The organism is Paenibacillus sp. NPDC056579 (assembly GCF_042793215.1).
In the GTDB taxonomy this organism is placed as follows: domain Bacteria; phylum Bacillota; class Bacilli; order Paenibacillales; family NBRC-103111; genus Paenibacillus_S.
Genome location: NZ_JBHTVD010000002.1, coordinates 1,125,519 through 1,145,473, shown reverse-complemented (window position 1 = coordinate 1,145,473; position 19,955 = coordinate 1,125,519). Strand labels below are relative to the sequence as shown.

The 19,955-nt window shown below is 51.0% G+C and carries 17 protein-coding genes; 1 reads left to right on the top strand and 16 read right to left on the bottom strand.

Features of this window, described 5'->3' with window-relative positions:
- Nucleotides 1-468 precede the first annotated feature (468 nt).
- The 9 genes from ACFQ88_RS12435 to ACFQ88_RS12395 form a co-directional block, all read right to left on the bottom strand.
- Nucleotides 469-630 carry a hypothetical protein gene (locus ACFQ88_RS12435; RefSeq protein ID WP_379454350.1) on the bottom strand — a complete coding sequence of 54 codons (162 nt, stop codon included), beginning with the start codon at nt 628-630 and terminating at the stop codon, nt 469-471.
- Between the two features lie 575 nt (nt 631-1,205).
- Entirely contained in the window at nt 1,206-1,355 is a 150-nt protein-coding gene (locus ACFQ88_RS12430) for a hypothetical protein (protein WP_379454349.1), read from the bottom strand.
- A 142-nt stretch (nt 1,356-1,497) separates the two neighbouring features.
- Nucleotides 1,498-3,093 (bottom strand): phosphoenolpyruvate carboxykinase (ATP), encoded by a 1,596-nt coding sequence (pckA, locus tag ACFQ88_RS12425; protein WP_379454348.1) that lies wholly within the window; start codon nt 3,091-3,093, stop codon nt 1,498-1,500.
- 15 nt (nt 3,094-3,108) lie between these two features.
- On the bottom strand, nt 3,109-3,303 hold the full coding sequence (locus tag ACFQ88_RS12420; RefSeq protein ID WP_379454347.1) for a hypothetical protein: 195 nt from the start codon (nt 3,301-3,303) through the stop codon (nt 3,109-3,111).
- Entirely contained in the window at nt 3,276-4,316 is a 1,041-nt protein-coding gene (gap, locus tag ACFQ88_RS12415) for a type I glyceraldehyde-3-phosphate dehydrogenase (protein WP_239633848.1), read from the bottom strand. Before gap ends, ACFQ88_RS12420 begins: the two co-directional genes overlap by 28 nt.
- 210 nt (nt 4,317-4,526) lie before the next feature.
- Complete coding sequence (locus tag ACFQ88_RS12410; RefSeq protein ID WP_379454346.1) at nt 4,527-5,849, bottom strand: MFS transporter; 1,323 nt, start codon at nt 5,847-5,849, stop codon at nt 4,527-4,529.
- Nucleotides 5,850-5,903: 54 nt separating this feature from the next.
- Complete coding sequence (locus ACFQ88_RS12405; protein WP_379454345.1) at nt 5,904-6,371, bottom strand: MarR family winged helix-turn-helix transcriptional regulator; 468 nt, start codon at nt 6,369-6,371, stop codon at nt 5,904-5,906.
- 177 nt (nt 6,372-6,548) lie between these two features.
- Nucleotides 6,549-7,319 carry a sugar phosphate isomerase/epimerase family protein gene (locus ACFQ88_RS12400; protein ID WP_239633845.1) on the bottom strand — a complete coding sequence of 257 codons (771 nt, stop codon included), beginning with the start codon at nt 7,317-7,319 and terminating at the stop codon, nt 6,549-6,551.
- Between the two features lie 86 nt (nt 7,320-7,405).
- Entirely contained in the window at nt 7,406-9,199 is a 1,794-nt protein-coding gene (locus ACFQ88_RS12395; protein WP_379454344.1) for a glycoside hydrolase family 36 protein, read from the bottom strand.
- Nucleotides 9,200-9,433: 234 nt separating this feature from the next.
- Between ACFQ88_RS12395 and ACFQ88_RS12390 the strand changes: the two genes are divergently transcribed.
- Nucleotides 9,434-10,318: an AraC family transcriptional regulator gene (locus ACFQ88_RS12390; RefSeq protein ID WP_379454343.1), complete on the top strand. Its 885-nt coding sequence runs from the start codon at nt 9,434-9,436 to the stop codon at nt 10,316-10,318.
- A 72-nt stretch (nt 10,319-10,390) separates the two neighbouring features.
- Here ACFQ88_RS12390 and ACFQ88_RS12385 read toward each other — a convergent pair whose 3' ends face one another.
- From ACFQ88_RS12385 to ACFQ88_RS12355, 7 genes are all read right to left on the bottom strand, one after another.
- Nucleotides 10,391-10,756: a cupin domain-containing protein gene (locus tag ACFQ88_RS12385; RefSeq protein ID WP_239633842.1), complete on the bottom strand. Its 366-nt coding sequence runs from the start codon at nt 10,754-10,756 to the stop codon at nt 10,391-10,393.
- A 22-nt stretch (nt 10,757-10,778) separates the two neighbouring features.
- On the bottom strand, nt 10,779-12,986 hold the full coding sequence (locus ACFQ88_RS12380) for an alpha-galactosidase (RefSeq protein WP_379454342.1): 2,208 nt from the start codon (nt 12,984-12,986) through the stop codon (nt 10,779-10,781).
- Nucleotides 12,987-13,142: 156 nt separating this feature from the next.
- A complete protein-coding gene (locus tag ACFQ88_RS12375; RefSeq protein ID WP_379454341.1) occupies nt 13,143-14,711 on the bottom strand; it encodes a response regulator transcription factor in 1,569 nt (522 codons plus the stop codon).
- Nucleotides 14,686-16,455 (bottom strand): cache domain-containing sensor histidine kinase, encoded by a 1,770-nt coding sequence (locus ACFQ88_RS12370; protein WP_379454340.1) that lies wholly within the window; start codon nt 16,453-16,455, stop codon nt 14,686-14,688. Before ACFQ88_RS12370 ends, ACFQ88_RS12375 begins: the two co-directional genes overlap by 26 nt.
- A gap of 99 nt (nt 16,456-16,554) precedes the next feature.
- Nucleotides 16,555-17,874 carry an ABC transporter substrate-binding protein gene (locus ACFQ88_RS12365; RefSeq protein WP_379454339.1) on the bottom strand — a complete coding sequence of 440 codons (1,320 nt, stop codon included), beginning with the start codon at nt 17,872-17,874 and terminating at the stop codon, nt 16,555-16,557.
- Between the two features lie 118 nt (nt 17,875-17,992).
- The gene (locus tag ACFQ88_RS12360; protein WP_379454338.1) at nt 17,993-18,829 is read right to left on the bottom strand and encodes a carbohydrate ABC transporter permease; all 837 of its coding nucleotides are present in this window, start codon (nt 18,827-18,829) and stop codon (nt 17,993-17,995) included.
- Between the two features lie 24 nt (nt 18,830-18,853).
- Nucleotides 18,854-19,780: a carbohydrate ABC transporter permease gene (locus tag ACFQ88_RS12355; protein WP_379454337.1), complete on the bottom strand. Its 927-nt coding sequence runs from the start codon at nt 19,778-19,780 to the stop codon at nt 18,854-18,856.
- Nucleotides 19,781-19,955 lie beyond the last annotated feature (175 nt).

Sequence of the window (19,955 nt, the reverse complement as noted above, 5' to 3'; positions counted from 1 at the left end):
TGCTTGATTTCTCTGTCTCATCTTCCATCGCCCCCTTAATTTAATAGTACCTTATTTCCCTAAGTACTCTCCAATTTAATTAGGGGGCTTAATAGTTTTATGGCGTAATAAAGGATCTGTTGTCCGATCACCCTGCAATTTGAACCATTTTTGGTAAAATAAAGGATCTACGGTCCGAATAAGCTTGAGAACGATCTTCGACGGACGGTGCACTAACGAATTAATTAACTTCGCTTGGCGTGAACCCTATGTAACCGAATCAAGTTAGTGGGGTATCCCGATGGGGACTTCCTGACGAAACATGTTTCATTGTTGCTTTCCAACGGCAATTTCCAGAAAATATAAGGAGGCTCTATCGCTCCTCTTAGAGATTTAATGCCGCATTAGAATGATAGGTGCTCAAATAACAATATTGTGCTATCTCATCCAGAGAGATTTTGTGCTGCAAATGCTCCTTCATATATACGATTATACGATGGCTGAGCGGATCACCGGAGAAGCCTCGCGGGCATGCGCTACCGCCACTTGACGGGCCAGCTTACTCCAATAATCGCATACCTTCAGCACGTATTTGGCATAACGGATCGTGTTGTATAAATCTTGAATGACCCGGGCGCTGTCGCTCAGCATCTCAGATGCATCGCCTCAGACCTCAAGCACGAGTCTGGACACGGTCATAATCAAATCGAACGTCTCCGACTTGAACATGTCGATGTTATGCTTGGTATGCTTGGACCAGCCGCTCCAGCAATATTTTCAAATAAGCTACAGACCCTTCCTCATCGCCGATTCGGACCCGCCACAGAAGCTCCATCTTCTCCTCGTGAGAGATGACTTTTATCCATTTCTTCTCGTTTTTTGCCCGTTTTTCGTAAAGAAAAATAAGCCGGTTCCTTGGAAAAACCGGTCGATCATCGACTCCCTTCCTCCTCGAAGGAATAATTGAGCAGGTAAGGGTTATCATAGTAGGTGGCGATTCCTGCGAATATGGAAAACCTGGTCATGCTCTGCGTATCGCGAACCATCTGGACTGTCAGCTCCCGGTACTTGTCCTTTGGTACGAGCTCGGTCCAGCTTCAGCAAGGCGGCCAATACGCCTTCGGATACATACCCACAGAAACGGTACGGTAATCGCCTTGTACATCGATTGAACAAGCTTTTGCCCGATGTCGGCGCGCCAGATGGAAGGCTGGCCTACAGCCAGATCATATAGCGGTCCACGTAAAACAAATGGCGATATGCGGATTCAGCTCTATCCCGAGCTGGCGCTTCATTTCGTTGAAATTAGCTTCGTGGACCAGTGTTCCCGAAATAAGCAGCTGAGTAAATGCAGCTTGCGATGATTGGACTTTCATCGATTCATCCTCCTAGACAGCAGCGGTTATCCTATCATACGGCCGCCTCTCGCAGCATCACAACAGGAACCGTTCCTTACGGCGACATGCAAAAGGCCCTTAGTGCCGCAGCGGCACTCAAGGGCCTTTTTGAGTTGTTTTATCAAAGCAAAGCGTCCGGCTTAGGTCCGGCATTACGAACCGCATCCGCTGCATCTGTGAACTTTTCAAAGTTGCGAGCGAAGCGGCTGGCCAAATCACGGGCCTTGGTTTCGTATTCCGTGTGATCCGTCCATGTCTGGCGGGGCTGCAATACTTCGGCAGGCACTCCGTCCACATGATCGGGGATCCATACGCCAAAGATCGGATCGGCGGTGAATGAGGCTTGCTCCAATGTGCCATTCAAGGCTGCTGTAACCATAGCTCTTGTATAGGCCAGATTCATGCGCTTGCCTACGCCGTAGCTGCCGCCGGACCAGCCTGTGTTGACCAGATACACGCGCGCTTGATGCCGGTCGATTTTATTGCCCAGCATTTCGGCGTACACGCTCGGACTAAGCGGCAGGAACGGAGCGCCGAAGCAGGAGGAGAACGTCGCTTCCGGTTCCGTAACGCCTCTCTCGGTTCCCGCGAGCTTGGATGTGTAGCCTGACAGGAAATGATACATCGCTTGTTCCTTGGTCAGCTTGGCAATAGGCGGAAGTACGCCGAAAGCGTCGGCTGTCAGGAACAGGATGACCTCGGGATGTCCGTCTGCTCCCGGGATTACGGCGTTAGCGATAAACTCGACCGGATATGCGGCTCGCGTATTTTCGGTAATCGAATTGTCGGCATAATCCGCCTGCTTACTGTCCGGATCAAGGACGACATTTTCCAATACGGTGCCATAGCGGATGGCATTCCATATTTGCGGCTCCTTTTCCTCGGTCAAGCCGATGCATTTGGCATAGCATCCGCCTTCGAAATTGAACACGCCGCGGTCCGACCAGCCGTGCTCGTCATCGCCGATCAAACGGCGGTTCGGGTCGGCCGAGAGCGTCGTTTTGCCCGTACCGGACAAGCCGAAGAACAAGGCGACATCGCCTTTCTCGCCGACATTCGCCGAGCAGTGCATCGGAAATACGCCTTCAAAAGGCAGCAGGTAGTTGAGGACGCTGAAGATCGATTTTTTCATCTCACCCGCATATTCGGTTCCGCCGATAAGGACGACCCGTTTCTCAAAGGAAATGATAATGAACGTTTCCGATCTCGTTCCGTCAACCGCCGGATCCGCCTTCAAACCAGGCAGGGCAATGACGGTAAATTCCGGTACATGCCGCTCCAATTGCTCCTTCGTTGGACGAATGAACAGCTGGCGGACGAACAGATTGTGCCAGGCCCGCTCGTTAACGACGCGAATCGGCAGCCTGTACTCGTTGTCGGCACCGGCGAAGCCGTCAAATACAAACAGCTCGCGCTCGTGCATATAATCCAGTGCCTTATGATACAGCTTGTCGAACAGAGCCTCGGATATCGGCCGGTTCACCGGTCCCCATGCGACCGATTTCATAACGGACGGTTCCTGCACGATATATTTATCCTTCGGAGAGCGTCCTGTATAAGTGCCTGTAGTGGCGCGCAGCGCACCGGAAGAGGCAAGAGCTGCCTCCTTTTTGTGAATAGCGGTTTCGATGAGACGGCTGACGGACAAGTTGCGGTGCACAAGCTCCGTATTCATAAAATCCGTCGGTTCCAATATTGCTTCTCTGCTTTTTGCCATAATGCGGACCCTCTCCTACGCTGTTTTCATTTTTGTCGTGTGATTCGTCTCGTTCAGCTGCTTCATGCATGCCGATTGCTTGCATAGCTCCTGTTCGCATTGGCTATAGTAAACGATAACTCTGTCCGTATCGACCGTATCGATCATTTCTCCGCAATGCTTGCACAGAATAACCCCCAAATTTAAATGGCTGCCAGAGATGCTTCGCATAATTGTCCCATCCTTTCACTAACAGTATGTGATAATTCAATAACACGGCATGCATAGGCCCATTCATTGTCGTACCAGGCAAGCACTTTGATCTGGTCGCCCGACACCATGACGGAAAGGCCGTCGATAACAGCGGATTTGGAGCATCCGACAAAGTCGGCGGATACCAATGGATCTTCTATATATTGAACGTAGCCGGCGAACGGGCCTTCGGCCGCTTTGCGCAGCTGCGCTTTGACTTCATCGAGCTCAGCCGGCTTCGCTACTTGAACGGTCAAATCGATTAACGATACGTCCTGTGTAGGAACCCGGATCGAGATGCCCTCAATATGAGGCGCCAAATGCGGGATCACATCCGCAAGCGCTTTCCCTACTCCGGTTGTCGTAGGAATAATGGATTGCGTGCAGGCACGCGCTCTTCGCAAATCCTTGTGCGGGTTATCGAGATGATTCTGATCGGATGTAAACGCGTGAATCGTGGTCATCCATCCGCGCTTCACTTGGAACGCCTGATCGAGAATGCTTAGAACCGGCGCAACGCAGTTGGTCGTGCAGGACGCCGCGGACAAAATGGTATGGCGCGAAGGATCATATTGCTTATCATTGACGCCCATGACGACCGTCAAATCCATTTGCTGTCCCGGCGCGGTTACGATGACGGAGGCCGCTCCGGCTTCCAAATGCTTGGAGGCTCCTTGGCGATCATTGAATTTTCCGGTAGCGTCCATTACAAGATCAACATTCAAGCTGGCCCATGGAATATGGACAGGATCACGCTCATAGACCACTTTCACCTTGTGCCCGTTAATGACAAGCCCTTGTTCCTCGACGGAGATTTGAGCATCCCAGGTACCGTGAACGGAATCATACTTCAATAAATGAGCAACCGTTTCTGCCGGATAAATGGAATTAATCGCTTTCAATGTCTTGGACGATGTCGGGTCGGAACACAACCTTCTTACCAATAGTCTCCCGATTCTGCCCATGCCGCTGATTCCAATGCCTCTTGTCATGTTGTCTTCCTCCCTCAATAGCGTGTAGCACTTCTATATATGGTATATCATAATTATTATTATGACGCAATATATAATTATTTATTGCGCATAATAAAAACTTTTATCAGATTAAGTGCGTCACATTATAGACGGAAAGCACCCCAAAGTGTTAGCATGAACGTTTATGTTCTGCTAGCACTTTGGGGTGCTCACGTTAAATTGCTGAATTTAGGCATTGCCTTTGCCGGCAGGTTGTGTGCGACTTGCACCTATGACATGCCAAACATACAAGATAAGGAAAATGAGCATACTGAGAGCGGATATGCGATACATCCCGGCGTATCCGGCTGCCGATGCGACAAAACCGAAGCAAACCGATCCCATGGCGATTCCAAGGTCGATCGAGTTATAGAACATCCCGGTCGCCACTGCGCGGCGGTCCGGTGCGCTCCGCTGAATCGTCCACGCCTGCAGCGAAGGCTGCAGCATCCCGTATCCGATGCCGTAGCAAAGCGCGGATACAATCAACAGGCCCATGCCGGAAGAAAACGACAGCAGCACCAGCCCGAGCGCCGTGAACAGAGCCCCGGTCGGCAGTACGGCCGCATGGCCTTTGCGATCAAACAGCTTGCCGGAAAAGGGGCGAATGACGACCACCATTAATGCATTAAATAAGAAAAACCATCCGACGTTGCCGAGCGACGTCTCTTTGCCGAATAAAGCAATGAAAGTGATAAGTCCGCCATAGGTCACGGAGAGCAGCAAATTCAGGACGCATGGAAACAATGCCCCTCTTTCCCACATGGAGCTCCTTTTCTTAGGTAGTACGGTTGGCGCAGCGGAGGCAACACGCTGTTGGGATGAGAACCGGATCATCAGCGCCAACGGGAATACGGCAACGGCCAGTACGGATGAGGCTCCTATTAAGGTATTGAATCCGTAATCGTTCAGCAGCCATAGACCGATAACCGGCGCAATGGACATAGACAGGCTGGTCGATAGACCGAAGTAGCCCATCCCTTCACCCATCCGGTTTTTCGGGATGATCTCGGAAGCGAGCGTTCCGAAGGCGGTGCCTGCGATAGCGAATCCGATTCCGTACAGCACCCTGAGCGCCAGCAGGGAGCCCATCCATTGAACATAGGCATATCCTGCAGTCGACACCGCATAGACGATAAGTCCGATCAGCATAAGCCTTCGTTGACCGAGCAGCTCGAACCATTTTCCCGCGAATAATCGGGTCGCAATGGCGGAGACGGCAAACAAGCTGATTACAAAGCTGATGGTAGTCCCGGTGCTTCCGAAGGTCGCGGACACATAAGCGGGCAGCGACGGCGTAATCATTTGCAAATTCAAATAGACGCATAAATTACACAGCGTTAAAAAAATAAAATTCATCGTCCAGAGCTTGGACGATGACGGCTGCGAAGCCTTGAGCGGAGCTGCTTGTGCCGCCTGCGCGGCTTGTGCAGCAGTTGATACCGGCGACGTTTGTGAAGCTAGCGGTGCTTGTGAAGCTTCCGATACTCGTGATGCTTGTGAGGCAGTCATACTTGGTTGTCCCTTCTGGATGCTCATTTTAATTCAATTCATATTCGGCAAGCTTTATTGCTCCGATCCGCCGGTTTGCTGGCTTTCGTTAAGCTGTTCGGCGGCTTGGCTGATATGCCGCAGGAGCTGTTTGAAAAGCTCCAATTGCTCCTTAGGAATATCCCGGGCAGCGTCGAGCAGCGTCTGCAGCTCAATGGCTGTCAGCTGCTGAGCCAGTTTCACTCCCTCGGGCGTCGAATAGACGCCGAACGACCGGCGGTCCTCCGCATTCAATTCCCTGCGGACCCAGCCTTTGCGTTCCATAACGTCCAGAATGCGGGTCGTCGTCGGAGGGTCCTTATCCGCACGCGCGGCAAGCTCCTTCTGGCTGATTCCGTCATTGCCCTGCAGCCGGCACAGCACGCTCCATTGCTCCGGAGTGATGTTGAAAGGCTTAAATCGCTGCAGCAGCAGCTGCACCATTCGGCGGTACGCTTTGCCGAGCAAAAATCCGTACGATCCGTCGAGATCGTAATGTTCCATAACTTATCCCTCCCTCTTCATTTGTTGTTATGACAATAATATCGTATGCAACTAAATTTGGCAATGCGGCAGCAAAAAAACCTGCCCCGGTTACCGGATGCAGGCATTTGCCGCCATACCTTATTCAAAAAAAATCCCGCACGGCTGCAAAAGCAACCGTACGGGATGTGATTCGTATTATACGTTGATTTTACCTGTCTTCTGCAGGTTGGCAAAGCTGATGGCGAGACTTTCGAACGGATCGCGTCCGTAAGTTTGGTCCTGCTCAACCGCACCCCACTCGACTCCGATTTCGTTACACGCGTCCAAAATGCGGGAGAAGTTCATGTTGCCTTCTCCAACTTCGGCAAACAATTGCTGACGATCTCCGGTTACAGCCATGTCCTTCAGGTGAACGACCTTCATCCGGCCGTTTACTTTGCGAATCCATTCTGCCGGATCCGCTCCGCCGGCTTGAACCCAATACACGTCCAATTCAAAATCGAATGCGGATGGATCCGATTCCTCGAACAAGATATCCATTCCCGTCTTGCCGCCAAAGTTGGCGAACTCAAAGCTATGATTATGATAAATGAAGGTCAGTCCCGCTTCCTTCAGCCTTCTGCCGATTTCGGAAGCTTCTTTCGCGAATGCGGCGTAGCCTTCTCCGCTTGTCCGGTATTCTTGCGGCAAACCGCCAAGACCGACATATTGACATCCCCATGTTTTATGCTTCTCGATCACCGCATCCAGATTGTTTTTCAAATCGGGATAACCGATGTGCGTAGCACAAATGGTCAGTTCTTCACGATCGCACAAGTCCTTCAGCGCTTGGTTGTCAATCGGGCCGATCCCCGATACTTGAACGGCGCGGTAACCGATTTCTCTTACTTTTTTCAAAGTTTGTGCAATGTCTTCCGGCGTTTTCAAATACTCTCTCAAAGTATAGAGCTGTGCGGCAATTCTCAATGAAAACCTCTCCATTCATATATAGGATAAGATGAGTGCCATGCATTCAAGTACACTTTACCATATATATCCGTCCCCATCTACCATTAGTTAGCAGCGGAGGAAGGATTCAGGACAAGAACTCTCGCCGAATGTCCCGGCATATCGGTCAAGGTCAATTGCCCCTCAAATCGGCCGAGCGGCTCCCCGGTCCAGAAATCCTCGACATCGCCCGATTTATCCAGAGTAATGGACAGCGCGGCCGGAGTTTCCTCCCAGTTAAACAGGCACAGCAGCTGGCGGTCCGGCTCGTAGACGCGGCCGACACGGAAGCTGTCGTCGTCGAAACGGGCGGCTATATTGCGCGTGGTAAGCGCCTTTTTCACCATGTCCAGATTGCGTTCGGTCATATTCGCCATATCGTCCCCGGACAACACCATGCCTCCGGAAGCAACGATGTAGGCGGCGTGGAACATAAACTCATCCGGCGTTATGGAGGACAAGCCGCGGCGAACAGTGCCGTCCGGATCGATCAGCTTGATGTTGCGGTTCTCCAGCACGATGCAATCCGGGTCGTTGATCCACAGCCGGTTATGCTGCCAGTTGCGGGAGAAGCCCTCAGCCGCAAGCAATGCGAACACAGGCCATTTGCGCGCAATGTCGCCTGTAACCCTCATGCCATGCACCGTTCCAAGCGACGGCCACATCGGCGCGTTGCAGCCTAACAGGAAGCTGTCGTGGCCCGCACCCTCCAGTACGGCTTCCATTCCCATCCGGTAGGCTTCCACCTTCGTGGCTTCGGCAATATAGCGGCGGCCGCCGGGAAGCGCTCCCCACATGTTCGCATCGAGCTTGAAGTAATGGCAGCCCCACTCCTGACGCATCGTCCGGAACACGTGACGCAAATAGTCGCGCGCTTCCGGGTGGGTGCCGTCCAGCATATACCATGGGCCTTGTCTCCAGCCTCCGAACGAAATGCGATTCGATGCAAGCGGCTTCCCTTCGTCGTCTTGAATGAACCAGTCCGGATGCTCCTTGAAGACGGCGGACTCTTCTTGTGCGATGAACGGAGCGACCCAGATCGCGGGCTCGAAGCCTTCGGCTTTGATTTGCTTGCACAGCTTCTCCATATCGCTGAACGACTTGCCCGGCGTTAACCAATCTCCCATGTATGCCTGATAGCCGTCGTCGATTTGAATATATTTTAATTGCGGCACTTGCTCGCCAATCGCGCGCAAATTATTGAAGATGTCCTGCTCAGTCACCTCTGGACCGAAGCAATACCAGGAGCACCAGCCGTTCGGAATCCCGCTCGTCTCGAGTCTTGGGTGATTCGTTTCTAGCTGTGCCGCATACTGCTCCAGCAGCGCTTCCCTATCGCTTCCCTCGAAGATCGCAAAGCTTTCCAGATCCCAGCTTTGTCCCGATTCCAGAACCAGCTGCTCTCCATCAAGCACAACCTCGAAATGACCGTCAGCCAAACGGATTTCTCCCGTATAGCAGTGGCAGGAGGTAAAGCCCATCAATAAATGGCGGGCCGGTTCAGGTGACAGCAGCACGAAGTTATAGGCTGTGAAAAAGCCCTCCGTCGCCGGCAGCTTGTAATGCTTGCGGTCATCGAATTTGCCGATCATCTTCGGCTCGCCGATGGCGCCGCCGTACTGCGACAGCATGCTGTAGCCTTCACCGTAAAATTTGGTGCTGCCCGTATACGGCCAAGCGCCTTTGAAAAGAACGATTTCCTTTATGCTGACCGCGTGATTTCCTTCGTTCACAATGCGAAAAGATGCTGTCTCGCCTTTCCACTCCGTTAAAATTCGGACGTGCTCCGCTGTCTTACCTTCGGCATCCCGAACCATTGACACGGCATCTTGAATAAATTGAATTCCTGTAAGCTGCATCTCAAGTACACTCCCATAGCATTAAATTGTCTTATTCTCTACTAAATACTTGCAAATCCGGTCATAGGGATAGCAAGTATTGGACATCCCTATTATAGCAAGAGCGTTTTCAATTGCATTTACCCAATCGTAGATCATTTGCACATTTGTAGGATAAAATATATTGTCATAGGACTCGAATCGTGATAGCCTTACGTGTAGACAAACCTATCTGCCCGAGAGGGGAACGCCTGAATGAAAACAAGCACCGTCGATTTATCAGAGCTTCGATCGCGAATATTAAGCGCCAATTTTTATCCGTTCAAGCCCGGACAGCTTGTAGGACCCCGGCTGCCATACGTCCACCTTTTTGTCTATATTCCGGCCGGGAAGGGCAGGGTTGCCATCGGCGAACAGTCGTGGGCTGCCGAGCAAGGCGATCTGTTTTACATTGCTCCCGGCGTTACCCATACGTTTGCGGCCGATCCGCATGATCCTATGGTTCATGCCTCGGTTTATGTTGATCTGCTCTCACCCTCTACGCCGAAGTTAAAGGGGGACGGGAAGCTCAATTGCTATTACGCGTCCGAATACGAGCTGCAGCTGTGCGCGGCAAAAGTAGATTTTTCCGAAGGGATAACGATTCCCGTGCAAATCCGCGTTCCTCACAACGTAAGCTGGATGGAATCGTTCCTCACCGTGATCGAGACTTATCCGGAGCAGTCGCTAGGCAACGACCTGCTGCTGCGGGCGCATTTCGAATCGTTTCTCATCCGCTACATTCAATATTCCTTGAAGCCGCAAAATAGCCACGATCCAAGAATTGAAAAAATGATCGAAAGTCTGGAGCTTGCGGATTCCGCTAACGCCGGCGTGACCGAATGGGCGCAAAGATTCGGCATCAGCACGGCTTACTTGTACGAGCTGTTCCGTAAGCAGACAGGGACAAGCCCGCAAAACTATTTATTGCAGTGCAAGCTCGACAAAGCCAAGGCTTACTTGCGGGAAACCAATATGCCGGTTACGGAAATCGCCTACAAGCTTGGTTTTTCTTCACTGCATTATTTTGCAAGACAGTTCAGCAAGTATGTCCAGGAGCCGGCGTCGAAATACCGACAGCGGTTTCGCGGGTTTGGATAAAAGGAGCCGACAGCAAGAAAAGCCTTCATTTCACCGATATTCGTGTGAAATGAAGGCTTTTCTTAACAGCATTTATTCCGTAATTTGATTTTTGTGACGCGTCGGTCCCGCATGGACCCACAGCGTTACGATAGGATCCTCTTCACTTGAGATAAGGTGATGATCTTCACCGGGCTCAATGACGAAAATATCCCCGGTCGTTACAGGATGGAACGTTTTGTCAACCTCCATTTGTCCCTTCCCTTGCGCGATGATGAACACCTCGCAGTCTTTATGAACGTGGTAATCCCTTCCGTCCGGACCGTCGTTAGTATGCGTGCGGTAGCCCGGCTTTTCGAAAGCCAGGCCGCCCGTCGACAAGTATTCTCCCGGCAGGATGCCCTGCAAAAAATGCCCTTCTCTCGTATCCTGTAAATCGCTCAAACGATACTTTTTCATGGATTGTCCCCCTGACAAGTCATTATTGTGCTATGAAACGATACAACCGGCTGCGGAAATCGCCTTTCCACTGAGGCAGATGAAGGCCGACGTTCATCAGTTCATCGCCGCCGAACAGCCGCTCTTCAGCATCTGCGACCTCTACTTCAACAACACGGTAATCTTTGTCCGGATCCAGCCCTTTCACGCGTAGCTTCGCAAGAGGCGCATTGGGCTTGGACAGCACCTGGAAGAAGGCCACGAGCGCTTCGGACCGGTCCTCGGAGACGAACATCCATGCCGTTTCATTGCCTTCGAACGGACTGAGCAGCCGGTAGAAGTCGCCGAACTGGATGAGCGGACGCAGCTCTTTGTAGGTGGCTACCTGCTGCGCGACGATCGCTTTTTCTTCCTCTGTAAATTTGGTCAAGTCGAGCTCGTAGCCGAAGTTGCCCGACATCGCCACATGACCGCGCATCTCGATAGGCGTAGTCCGGTGCACCTGATGATTCGGTACGGCGGACACATGGGCGCCGATGCTGCTGATCGGATAGACGATGCTCGTACCGTATTGGATCTTCAACCGCTCTACGGCATCCGTATTGTCGCTGGTCCATGTCTGAGGCATGTAATAGAGCATGCCCGGATCGAAGCGGCCTCCGCCGCCGGAGCAGCTTTCGAACAAGATATGCGGGAAAGCGGACGTAATCCGCTCCAGCACCTCATACAGGCCGAGCATGTAGCGGTGCGCCGTCTCTCTTTGTCTCTCCGGCGGAAGCAGCGCGGAGCCGATCTCGGTCATATTGCGGTTCATATCCCATTTGACATAGCTGATCGGGCAGCTTGCCAAGATGTCCGACACGACCCTGACGATATACTCTCTTACATCTTGCCGGGAGTAGTCGAGAATGAGCTGCTGGCGCGCTTCCGTACGGCGGCGGCCAGGCACGTGCAGGCACCAGTCCGGATGAGCACGGTACAGCTCGCTGTCCGGGGAAATCATCTCCGGCTCGAACCAGAGGCCGAATTGGAGATCCAGCTTATTCACCCGTTCCACCAGATCTTCAAGACCTTTGGGCAGCTTGTTGCCATCGACGAACCAGTCGCCGAGCGAGCTCTTGTCGTTATCCCGCTTGCCGAACCAGCCGTCGTCCAGTACGAACAGCTCCAATCCGAGCTGCTGGCCAACTTTGGCTATTTCTTCAATCTTGTCCGCATTGAAATTGAAATACGTCGCTTCCCAGTTATTTACCAGTACCGGTCTCGATTTGTCGCGGTATTCGCCGCGGCACAAGCGCGTGCGATACAGCTTGTGGTAGGTTCGCGACATCCCTCCGAGTCCTTCCGCGGAGTAGACAAGCACGGCCTCCGGCGCCTGGAACGCCTCGCCGGGCTCAAGAAGCCACGCGAAGTCGAATGGATTGATCCCCATAACGACGCGAGTCGTACTGTAAGGATCAATCTCCGCCTGAGCGAGGAAGCTGCCGCTGTATACGAGGCTGAAGCCGTATACGTCCCCGTGATCCTCATCGGCGTCCTTGGACAGCAGGGCGACGAACGGATTGACCGAGTGGCTGCTGGAGCCGCGGCGGCTCTCGATGGTAGCCCCGCCGGTCGTCAATGGACGGCGCTCGATATGTCTCTCGCGTGCCCAAGAGCCGTGCAGATGCAGCATGTCAAAATCAGGATGCGGGAAATCGACGCTTACGCTGAGCGCTCTCAGCAGGCGCATATTTCCCCCGCTTTCGTTAACATAGCGAACCGAACGGGTGATAGCGTCGGCATCGCGGAATACCGTATAGGTAAGAATCGCTTTCAAGCCGATCAGCTTGTCCGACAGCACGATGTCGAGACTGACCGCTTCTCCGTCCTCTTCAACATACGTCGCCGGAAGCCCTTCCAGACGGGGCTTGCCCGGATAAATCCGGTGCGATTCGTAGATCAGCTCGCTGACGGTCGTTCCGTTGTCCAGCTGTACCTGATACGCGGGCACCCGAAAATCGCTCGCGCCGAAGGCCGGCAGCTCTAGTGGGAGCGTATCAAGAGAGATGGCCAAATCCTCCGGATCAGTAGACGGAGAGAACGAGCAGCGCTTTCGATAGGCGAGTAAGCTTCCCGGATTGGTGCCGCGCACTTTCCGGCCCCAGTGGACTTGAACCAAATATTTCGATTTTACGATTTGCATAATGTAGCTGGTATGTTTCGTTTGCAGATGAAACGTTTGTGTTTCCGAATCGAAAATAATGCTCATAGCAGCCTCCAAAAAATAGTATTCAGGCCTTATTATATCCTTGGAAGCAGGCATGCGAATATGGACAAAAACCATTTTCACATGGAGAAATTTATGATCTTGCCGCAGCAAAAGAAAAACCCGAACCTGGCGGTCGGGTCTTCAGCGATAGCTTGATCATCGGTAATCTTTAGGGCTGACACCTACATATTTTTTGAATACTTTCGAAAAGTACGTTCGCTCCATGTATCCGAGCTTGTAGGCTATGAGCTCGATATTATCCTGCTTCGTTTTCAGCATATGGCAGGCCAGCTTCATTTTGTAGCGGTGCACGTAATCCGTGAAATTCATACCGGTCTCCTGCTTGAAGTATCGCGACAAATAGCTGGGATTCAAGAATAGGAAGTCAGCGATATCGACAAGGGAAATATTATCCGAGAGATGCTCAGCGATGTACTGGTCGATCTGCTGGAGCTTCGGCTTCCTCTCCATGGAGAGCTCCTGTTTGGCAACGTACAGTTCCTTCACTTTGCCGGCCATCAATGCCATGGTTTCGTCAAACCTTCTGGATTTCAGCAGGCAATCGTGGAAGCCATCATCGCTGTGGCAGTTCCCTTCGAGCTCCAGCACACGGATCCACTGCGAGCACTTAGCGGCCAGCTCTCCGGGGTCCAGCTTCTGCGTGCCCGCCTTCTCCCGCATACCCTCTATCGCCTCGTTCATCAAATGCTCGTCCTTGTTCTTGAAAGCGAGCATCAAACGGTTCCATTCGTCGCCAAGCGCTGCATTGACATCGATGGACCACAGCTTATTTTCCAAGACCGGCATCGCTCCGAACGTCAGATCGTCGTAATAGGCATTACGATTCCATTGTTTCAGCTGTTTGCAGCGCAATTTGATCATATCGGCGCCTTTGAACGGTTGTCCATATAAGATGGATGCGTCGATCTTCAAGTATTGCTTGATACTCTTCTTCAGCTCAGCTAAATACTGTTCGAACTGCTCTACCGTGTTCAAGCTCAGATTCGGCTGATAGTTGGCAATACAGATGAAGTATGCTTCAGGATCGATAAACGTCGTAACCATGCCTGTCTCACCGGACAGCTCCTCGGCGATATTGCCGATTCCGTACATTAATACAGGGATGTCTGCGTATCGATACTGCTTCGGGAACGACGAAAAATTCAAAAATCCGATAGCAACGATATAGTGGGAGCTGCTCCATTCGAAGCCGAGCCTTCTTCCGAAGCTCAGTATCTCCTCGGCCGATGCGGCGGACATCAATTGCTGAAAGAAACGCTCCTTCAGCACATCTTTATTTTTCATCAAGTCCTGCTTGTACATTAGCCCGCCTAGCTGTGCTTGCAGATCGGCAAGCTCAGCAGCTGCTTTGTTGAGGCTATCCTCCAGCTGCTCTCGAGTCAGCTCGTCTTTGATCAAGTAATCTACGGCATCGAGCTGGACTGCTTTACGCGCGTAATGGAATTCCTCGTGGCAGGTCAGGAACAGCAGCCGAAGCTCCGGCTTGATCCGCTTCAGCTCGGCAGCCAGCTCCAGACCGTCCATCTGGGGCATCCCGATATCGGTTATGACCAGATCGGGATTCGTATCGCGGAACAGCTGCAATGCTTTTTTGCCGGAATGAGCCTGAGCGACGATATCCATGCCTAGCGAGTTCCATGATACGAGCTTGGTCAAATATTTAATCATCGGCACATCGTCATCTACCAGCATGACCTTCAGCATCCGTTATCCCCCTTTGCTTCGTCATAGAATCCATACCGGTTGGAATGGTCAGATGAACGGTCACTCCGCCCTGCTCATTGTTCGATAACCGCATCGATGCTAGGAGACCGTAAGTCATGTGAAGCCGTTGAAGCACATTGACCAATCCCACCCGCTTGTAGGAGCTGTAAGCCTCCATCTCGGGGTTTCGGAGCCACTCATTCAGTTCGGCAAGGCGCTGATCCTCGATTCCCGCTCCGTTATCTTCTATAGATATGAGCATCTCCCTCTCCTTCATCTCGGAACGGACCTCGATTCTCGGCTGATCGGCCTCCTCGGCAAATCCATGGACGAATGCATTTTCGACGAGCGGCTGCAGCAGCAGCATCGGCATGTCGAAGCTTTCCGTTTCCTTCTCCAACGACACATGGAAATCGAGCCGGATATCGCTTCGCATTTGCATAATATCTGCGTAATGCGCCAGCAGCTTGCATTCGTTTTTCAGTGTCGAAGACTCGTTAAACTTCATATAAGCTCTTAACAGGCTCATTAGAGAATCGATCTTCTGACTATGGAACTCATCATCGTACAAAATGAGATTGCATTTGATCGAATTCAGCGTATTCAGCAAAAAGTGCGGCCGGATTTGCGAATAAAGCGCCTGCAGCTCCAGCACCCGCTTCTGTTCTTGCTCCTGCTCGATATCGGTGATGAGCCGGTTAATCTGATCGAGCATCGTGTTCAATGTTTTTCCGAGATCGGCGATTTCATCCGTGCCTTCCTCCCGGAACCGGATATTTCTGTCGCCGTTCCCAAATTGCTTCACCCCAAGCTCCAACCGGCGGATCGGCCGGTGTAATCGTCTGGCTATGACGATAGAGATAAGGAAAAACAACAGAAAGAACGGGACGACAAGCAGCAGCGAAATATAGAACGTTCTTGAGATTTCTCCGGTGACTTCTTCCTTCGGCGTTTCATAGATCAGCTTCCAGCCCGATTTCTCGATTATAGTCTCATTTCTGATATTTCGGGGCGCATCATTGCTCGCATCGTATGCTACCGAGCGGTCTCCGGCGATTCGGTTCCCTTCGCTGTCGTACAATACGAGCTTTCCCGTCTGAACTTGCCCGAACAAAGCATCGAAATAAGTGTTGGGGATCGAAATATACAGCACAGCCAGAAGACGGCCATCGGTCGGATCGCGAAGCACCCTGGATACGTAATAATTCGTTTTACCGCCGGACGTCAGCGTGTTCACTGAACCGAGCCATTGAAGCACGTTAATCTTGTCGGGATTCACCCGTTCCTTCACCATCTCCCAATGCATACGGATTTGTTCAGGGGTCTGGTCTCCCCCTTCGAACGACTGGATGATGAAGTCTTGGTTATTGACAAGAAACATCAAAATATCGGTGTTCATCGTCTTCGCCACCGTAACGCTGAAGAAATCTCTGATTTGCTGGTAAAGGGACAAATCTCCGTAGCTTTCAATCCGCTTCGTATCGGCAAAGCTTCTCAGCGCTTTGCGGACATTGACGTCCTGTACGAAAAAATTGGAGGAATATGTTAAATCGTCGATCATCTTCGTAATATCCTTGGACATGACGGAGACGACCGACTCGTTGCTCAGCTGAATTTTTTCTTTCACATTGTTTTGGGTGACAGAATAGCTGATGAACGAAACGGCGACGGTAGGCAGCAAAATCAGCAGAAGAAAGGAGATCTGGATGCGTCTGTAAAAGGTAAAACGAAAAATAGGGCTCATGCTGCGAATCTCCTCTTCACCAATGTGTTCCTATCGTATCAATCGCCCGCTTCATAGGCAATAGGACGCCTAAGAGGCGTCCCGCATGCATCGGTTCGGTTATTTCGTGTTTTGCTTAATGATTTTGCCTGCTTCGTCAACCATCCATTTCTGGGCGTCCTCGGCAGAAACATTATCGAGCAAAAATTTACTAAAGCCGTCTTCCATTACTTTTTTCAGCTGGGATCCGTAAGAGACCGCAATGTCGCTGGATACTCCGGTGCGCACCCGCTTGTCGCTCAACACCGAGTTCAATGTATTCATATCGATCAGGTTTTTGTTGCCGCCGTACAGTCTTTCCACCAGCGCTTTGGAATCGCCTTTTTTCCAGCCGGACAGCTCAAGACGAGCATCCTGCTCGGTAGTCATGTAGCGAATAAACTTGTAAGCCTCTTCTTTGTACTTGGAATTGTTGGCGGCCGCTACATAGCTTCCTCCGATATTTGTAAGGCCCGGCTCTGCGTTTTTGGATGAACGAGGCAGCGGAGCGAATACGGTCTTGAACGTGTGAGGATATTTTTCCACGTTGTTCACATCCGTCAAGATGAATGTCGCGCTCATCAGCATCGCAGCCTTGCCGGTAATGAATTCGTTGCGGTAATTCAGCTTCGCGCCGATAACGTCTGCGAGCGACTTGGCCGATTTATCTTCCTTCTCCATCGCGCGGCGCAGCTCGAAGAAATATTTGAACGACGCATCACTGAACAACGGCTTCATATCTTCCGTTAAATAGGGATTTTTCTTGTCCGTGTAAGCAATCGGATTCGTGTATTCGCCCCAGTTGTGGAAGTACGTGCCGTATCGGTCGCCTTTGGTCAGCTTCTTGGCATAATCGCGGTAGTCGTCCCATGTCCAATCGAAGCCGGGAACAGGAAGATTCGCTTCCTTCAAGGCATCTTCATTCAACAGCACGAACCAATTGCTCGACGTATTCATCGCCGCGTAATATTTGCCCTTATATTTGGGATTAATGTAATATTCCTCTTCGGGCTTGACGTTATCCTTTGTATAAAAATCATCCAGCGGAGCCAGAACGCCCTGCGCCGCGCGGGCCATCGTTTCTTCAATGTTCGGGAATTTGACGACGTCCACCTGCTCGCCGGAAGACATGGTGACATCGAGCTTTTTCATCGTCTCTACGGAGTTGCCCGGGACAAGCGAAATCGATTCTACCTTGATGTTCGGGTTTTTGCTTTGGAACGCTTCAATCATCTTTTTGGTGGCTGTCGCCTCGGCATCCGTATCCCAGTTATAGAACTTTAGCGTAACGTTTTGCGGTTTTCCCTGAGCCGTGTTGTCCTCTTTCGGAGCGCCGCAGCCGCTCAAAGCCGTGACCGCTGCAATAACGCCGCTCAACAATAGAACGCTTTGCTTTTTCATTTTTGTTCATCCCCCTGCTAATTATGAATACAATCTGAATTTTACATCGCATACCAGTCGATTAGTGTGTAGTATTTTGTGTTATTTGTGCACTCATTTGACTTGAGCAAGGATGCGGTTATCCTTTTACCCCGCCAAGAGAGATGCCTTTTATGACCTGCTTCTGCAAGATGATAAAAATAATGAGCAGCGGAATAATGGCCGCTACCGACGCCATCATGACAGCGGAATAATTATCCGCATAATCGTTGCGGAACATTTGCAATCCGAGCGGAATCGGGTACAGCTGCTGCTTGATCAGGAAAATGAGCGGATTTTGGTAATCGTTCCACGTCCAGATGAATTTGATGATTGCAACGGTCGCAAGAATCGGTTTGGACAACGGTATCATTATTTTCCAGAAAATTGTAAAGTATCCCGCGCCGTCCATTTTGGCCGCCTCGATAAAGTCGTTGTGAATGCCCATCATGAACTGCCGCAGTAGGAATGTGAAGTACATGGAGAATGCCCCCATCACGATGAGTCCGGCATGAGTATTGTACAGATGGAACCATTTCAGCAGCAAATAGCGCGGCACCAGCGTTGCTTCAGAAGGAATGATCATGAACGACAGAAGCAGTGCGAATGCGGCGTTCCTTCCCCGGAACGGGATTTTGGTAAAGGCGAATGCGGCCATCGACGAGAAGACGAGCGTACATAAGGTCATAATAATCGATAGCTTTAAGGAGTTGACATAAAATAAAGAAAACGGAACCTTCCCCATCCATACTTCTTTGAAGTTGCCTATCAGGTTCCATTGCTGCGGTATCCATTGAATCGGATAAGACATGACATCCTGCTCGTATTTGGCAGCCGCCGACAGCATCCAGATGAGCGGGACAAGGAACAGGACGGAGAATGCGGCCAACAGAACCGTTAGCAGCAGCCTGGATACTTGGATTTTTTTGAAAAGCATACTATCGCTCCTTCGTTACTATGGCTAGTGGTTGTCCGATTTGTTCTGTAATTTCCAGGTGACCAGCGTTATTACGCCAACGATGAGAAACAGCACCCAAGAAATGGCCGAAGCATAACCCATCCGGAAATTGCGGAAGCCTTCTTCATAAATGCGGTATACCAGCACGGTAGAAGAATCATTCGGTCCCCCGTTCGTAAGAAACGCGATCAAATCGAATACTTTAAACGATGACATGAGAAGGGTTATGAACAAAAAGGAAGTCGTAGGTCCAAGCAATGGCAGCGTAATCCGCAAAAACTGCTGCGTCTGGGAGGCTCCGTCGATGCTCGCCGCTTCGTACAATTCATCGGGAATGTTTGATAATCCGGCGATGTAAATAATGATTTGGTAGCCGATCCCCGCCCAAATGGCGATTATAATGATGGATATCAATGAAAATTGCGTGTCGGCGAGCCATTTCGGAGGCTCCGTAATGCCCAGGCTGATCAAGAAACGGTTGATCGGACCTTGGGACGGATGATATAACGCGCTCCAAACCGCGCCCAATGCAACAATGGATGAAATGTAAGGTATGAAGAAAGCGACTTTAAAGTAGTCCTTCCCATACACCTTGGAATGAATGACGACCGCAAGCAATAATGCCAGGAACATGCCGATCGGAACGGTAAACAGCGTGTACACCGCATTATTTTTCAAAGCCATATAAAACTTGTCGTCTTCCAGCAGCATTCTGAAATTGTCCAGCCCTACAAACTTTATGGACGAGAGCCCTCCGACCAAATTCCAGTCGCTAAAGCTTAAATAAAGCGAGAATACGATCGGAAACACGCTCAGCGCAAGCATTCCTATCATTTCTGGTGCGAGGAACAACCAGCCTATTAACGCATCCTTCCGGGCGGTATTCCAAAACTTTCTGCGCCGGGCCGTCTCTTTTATCCCAAGCTCCATTTTGTTAATCTCCAAGCGCTTCACCTCATTCTTATAATTGCTAGTATTACTATAAAGGGTTTGCGGCCGGGTTCACGCTCAAGATTTTTACTCGTTTGTGCACTATTTTTACCTTGGTTGAGACATTACCTCATCGCAGGAGAATCCGAGTCAGCTCTCGTCCGACTAAAAAAAG

What these genes read in the sequence shown, in the direction of transcription:
- ACFQ88_RS12435 (WP_379454350.1), bottom strand. Translation starts at nt 630, where the DNA reads ATGCTGAGCGACAGCGCCCGGGTCATTCAAGATTTATACAACACGATC.
- ACFQ88_RS12430 (WP_379454349.1), bottom strand. Translation starts at nt 1,355, where the DNA reads ATGAAAGTCCAATCATCGCAAGCTGCATTTACTCAGCTGCTTATTTCG.
- pckA (WP_379454348.1), bottom strand. Translation starts at nt 3,093, where the DNA reads ATGGCAAAAAGCAGAGAAGCAATATTGGAACCGACGGATTTTATGAAT.
- ACFQ88_RS12420 (WP_379454347.1), bottom strand. Translation starts at nt 3,303, where the DNA reads ATGCGAAGCATCTCTGGCAGCCATTTAAATTTGGGGGTTATTCTGTGC.
- gap (WP_239633848.1), bottom strand. Translation starts at nt 4,316, where the DNA reads ATGACAAGAGGCATTGGAATCAGCGGCATGGGCAGAATCGGGAGACTA.
- ACFQ88_RS12410 (WP_379454346.1), bottom strand. Translation starts at nt 5,849, where the DNA reads ATGACTGCCTCACAAGCATCACGAGTATCGGAAGCTTCACAAGCACCG.
- ACFQ88_RS12405 (WP_379454345.1), bottom strand. Translation starts at nt 6,371, where the DNA reads ATGGAACATTACGATCTCGACGGATCGTACGGATTTTTGCTCGGCAAA.
- ACFQ88_RS12395 (WP_379454344.1), bottom strand. Translation starts at nt 9,199, where the DNA reads ATGCAGCTTACAGGAATTCAATTTATTCAAGATGCCGTGTCAATGGTT.
- ACFQ88_RS12390 (WP_379454343.1), top strand. Translation starts at nt 9,434, where the DNA reads ATGAAAACAAGCACCGTCGATTTATCAGAGCTTCGATCGCGAATATTA.
- ACFQ88_RS12385 (WP_239633842.1), bottom strand. Translation starts at nt 10,756, where the DNA reads ATGAAAAAGTATCGTTTGAGCGATTTACAGGATACGAGAGAAGGGCAT.
- ACFQ88_RS12380 (WP_379454342.1), bottom strand. Translation starts at nt 12,986, where the DNA reads ATGAGCATTATTTTCGATTCGGAAACACAAACGTTTCATCTGCAAACG.
- ACFQ88_RS12375 (WP_379454341.1), bottom strand. Translation starts at nt 14,711, where the DNA reads ATGCTGAAGGTCATGCTGGTAGATGACGATGTGCCGATGATTAAATAT.
- ACFQ88_RS12370 (WP_379454340.1), bottom strand. Translation starts at nt 16,455, where the DNA reads ATGAGCCCTATTTTTCGTTTTACCTTTTACAGACGCATCCAGATCTCC.
- ACFQ88_RS12365 (WP_379454339.1), bottom strand. Translation starts at nt 17,874, where the DNA reads ATGAAAAAGCAAAGCGTTCTATTGTTGAGCGGCGTTATTGCAGCGGTC.
- ACFQ88_RS12360 (WP_379454338.1), bottom strand. Translation starts at nt 18,829, where the DNA reads ATGCTTTTCAAAAAAATCCAAGTATCCAGGCTGCTGCTAACGGTTCTG.
- ACFQ88_RS12355 (WP_379454337.1), bottom strand. Translation starts at nt 19,780, where the DNA reads ATGGAGCTTGGGATAAAAGAGACGGCCCGGCGCAGAAAGTTTTGGAAT.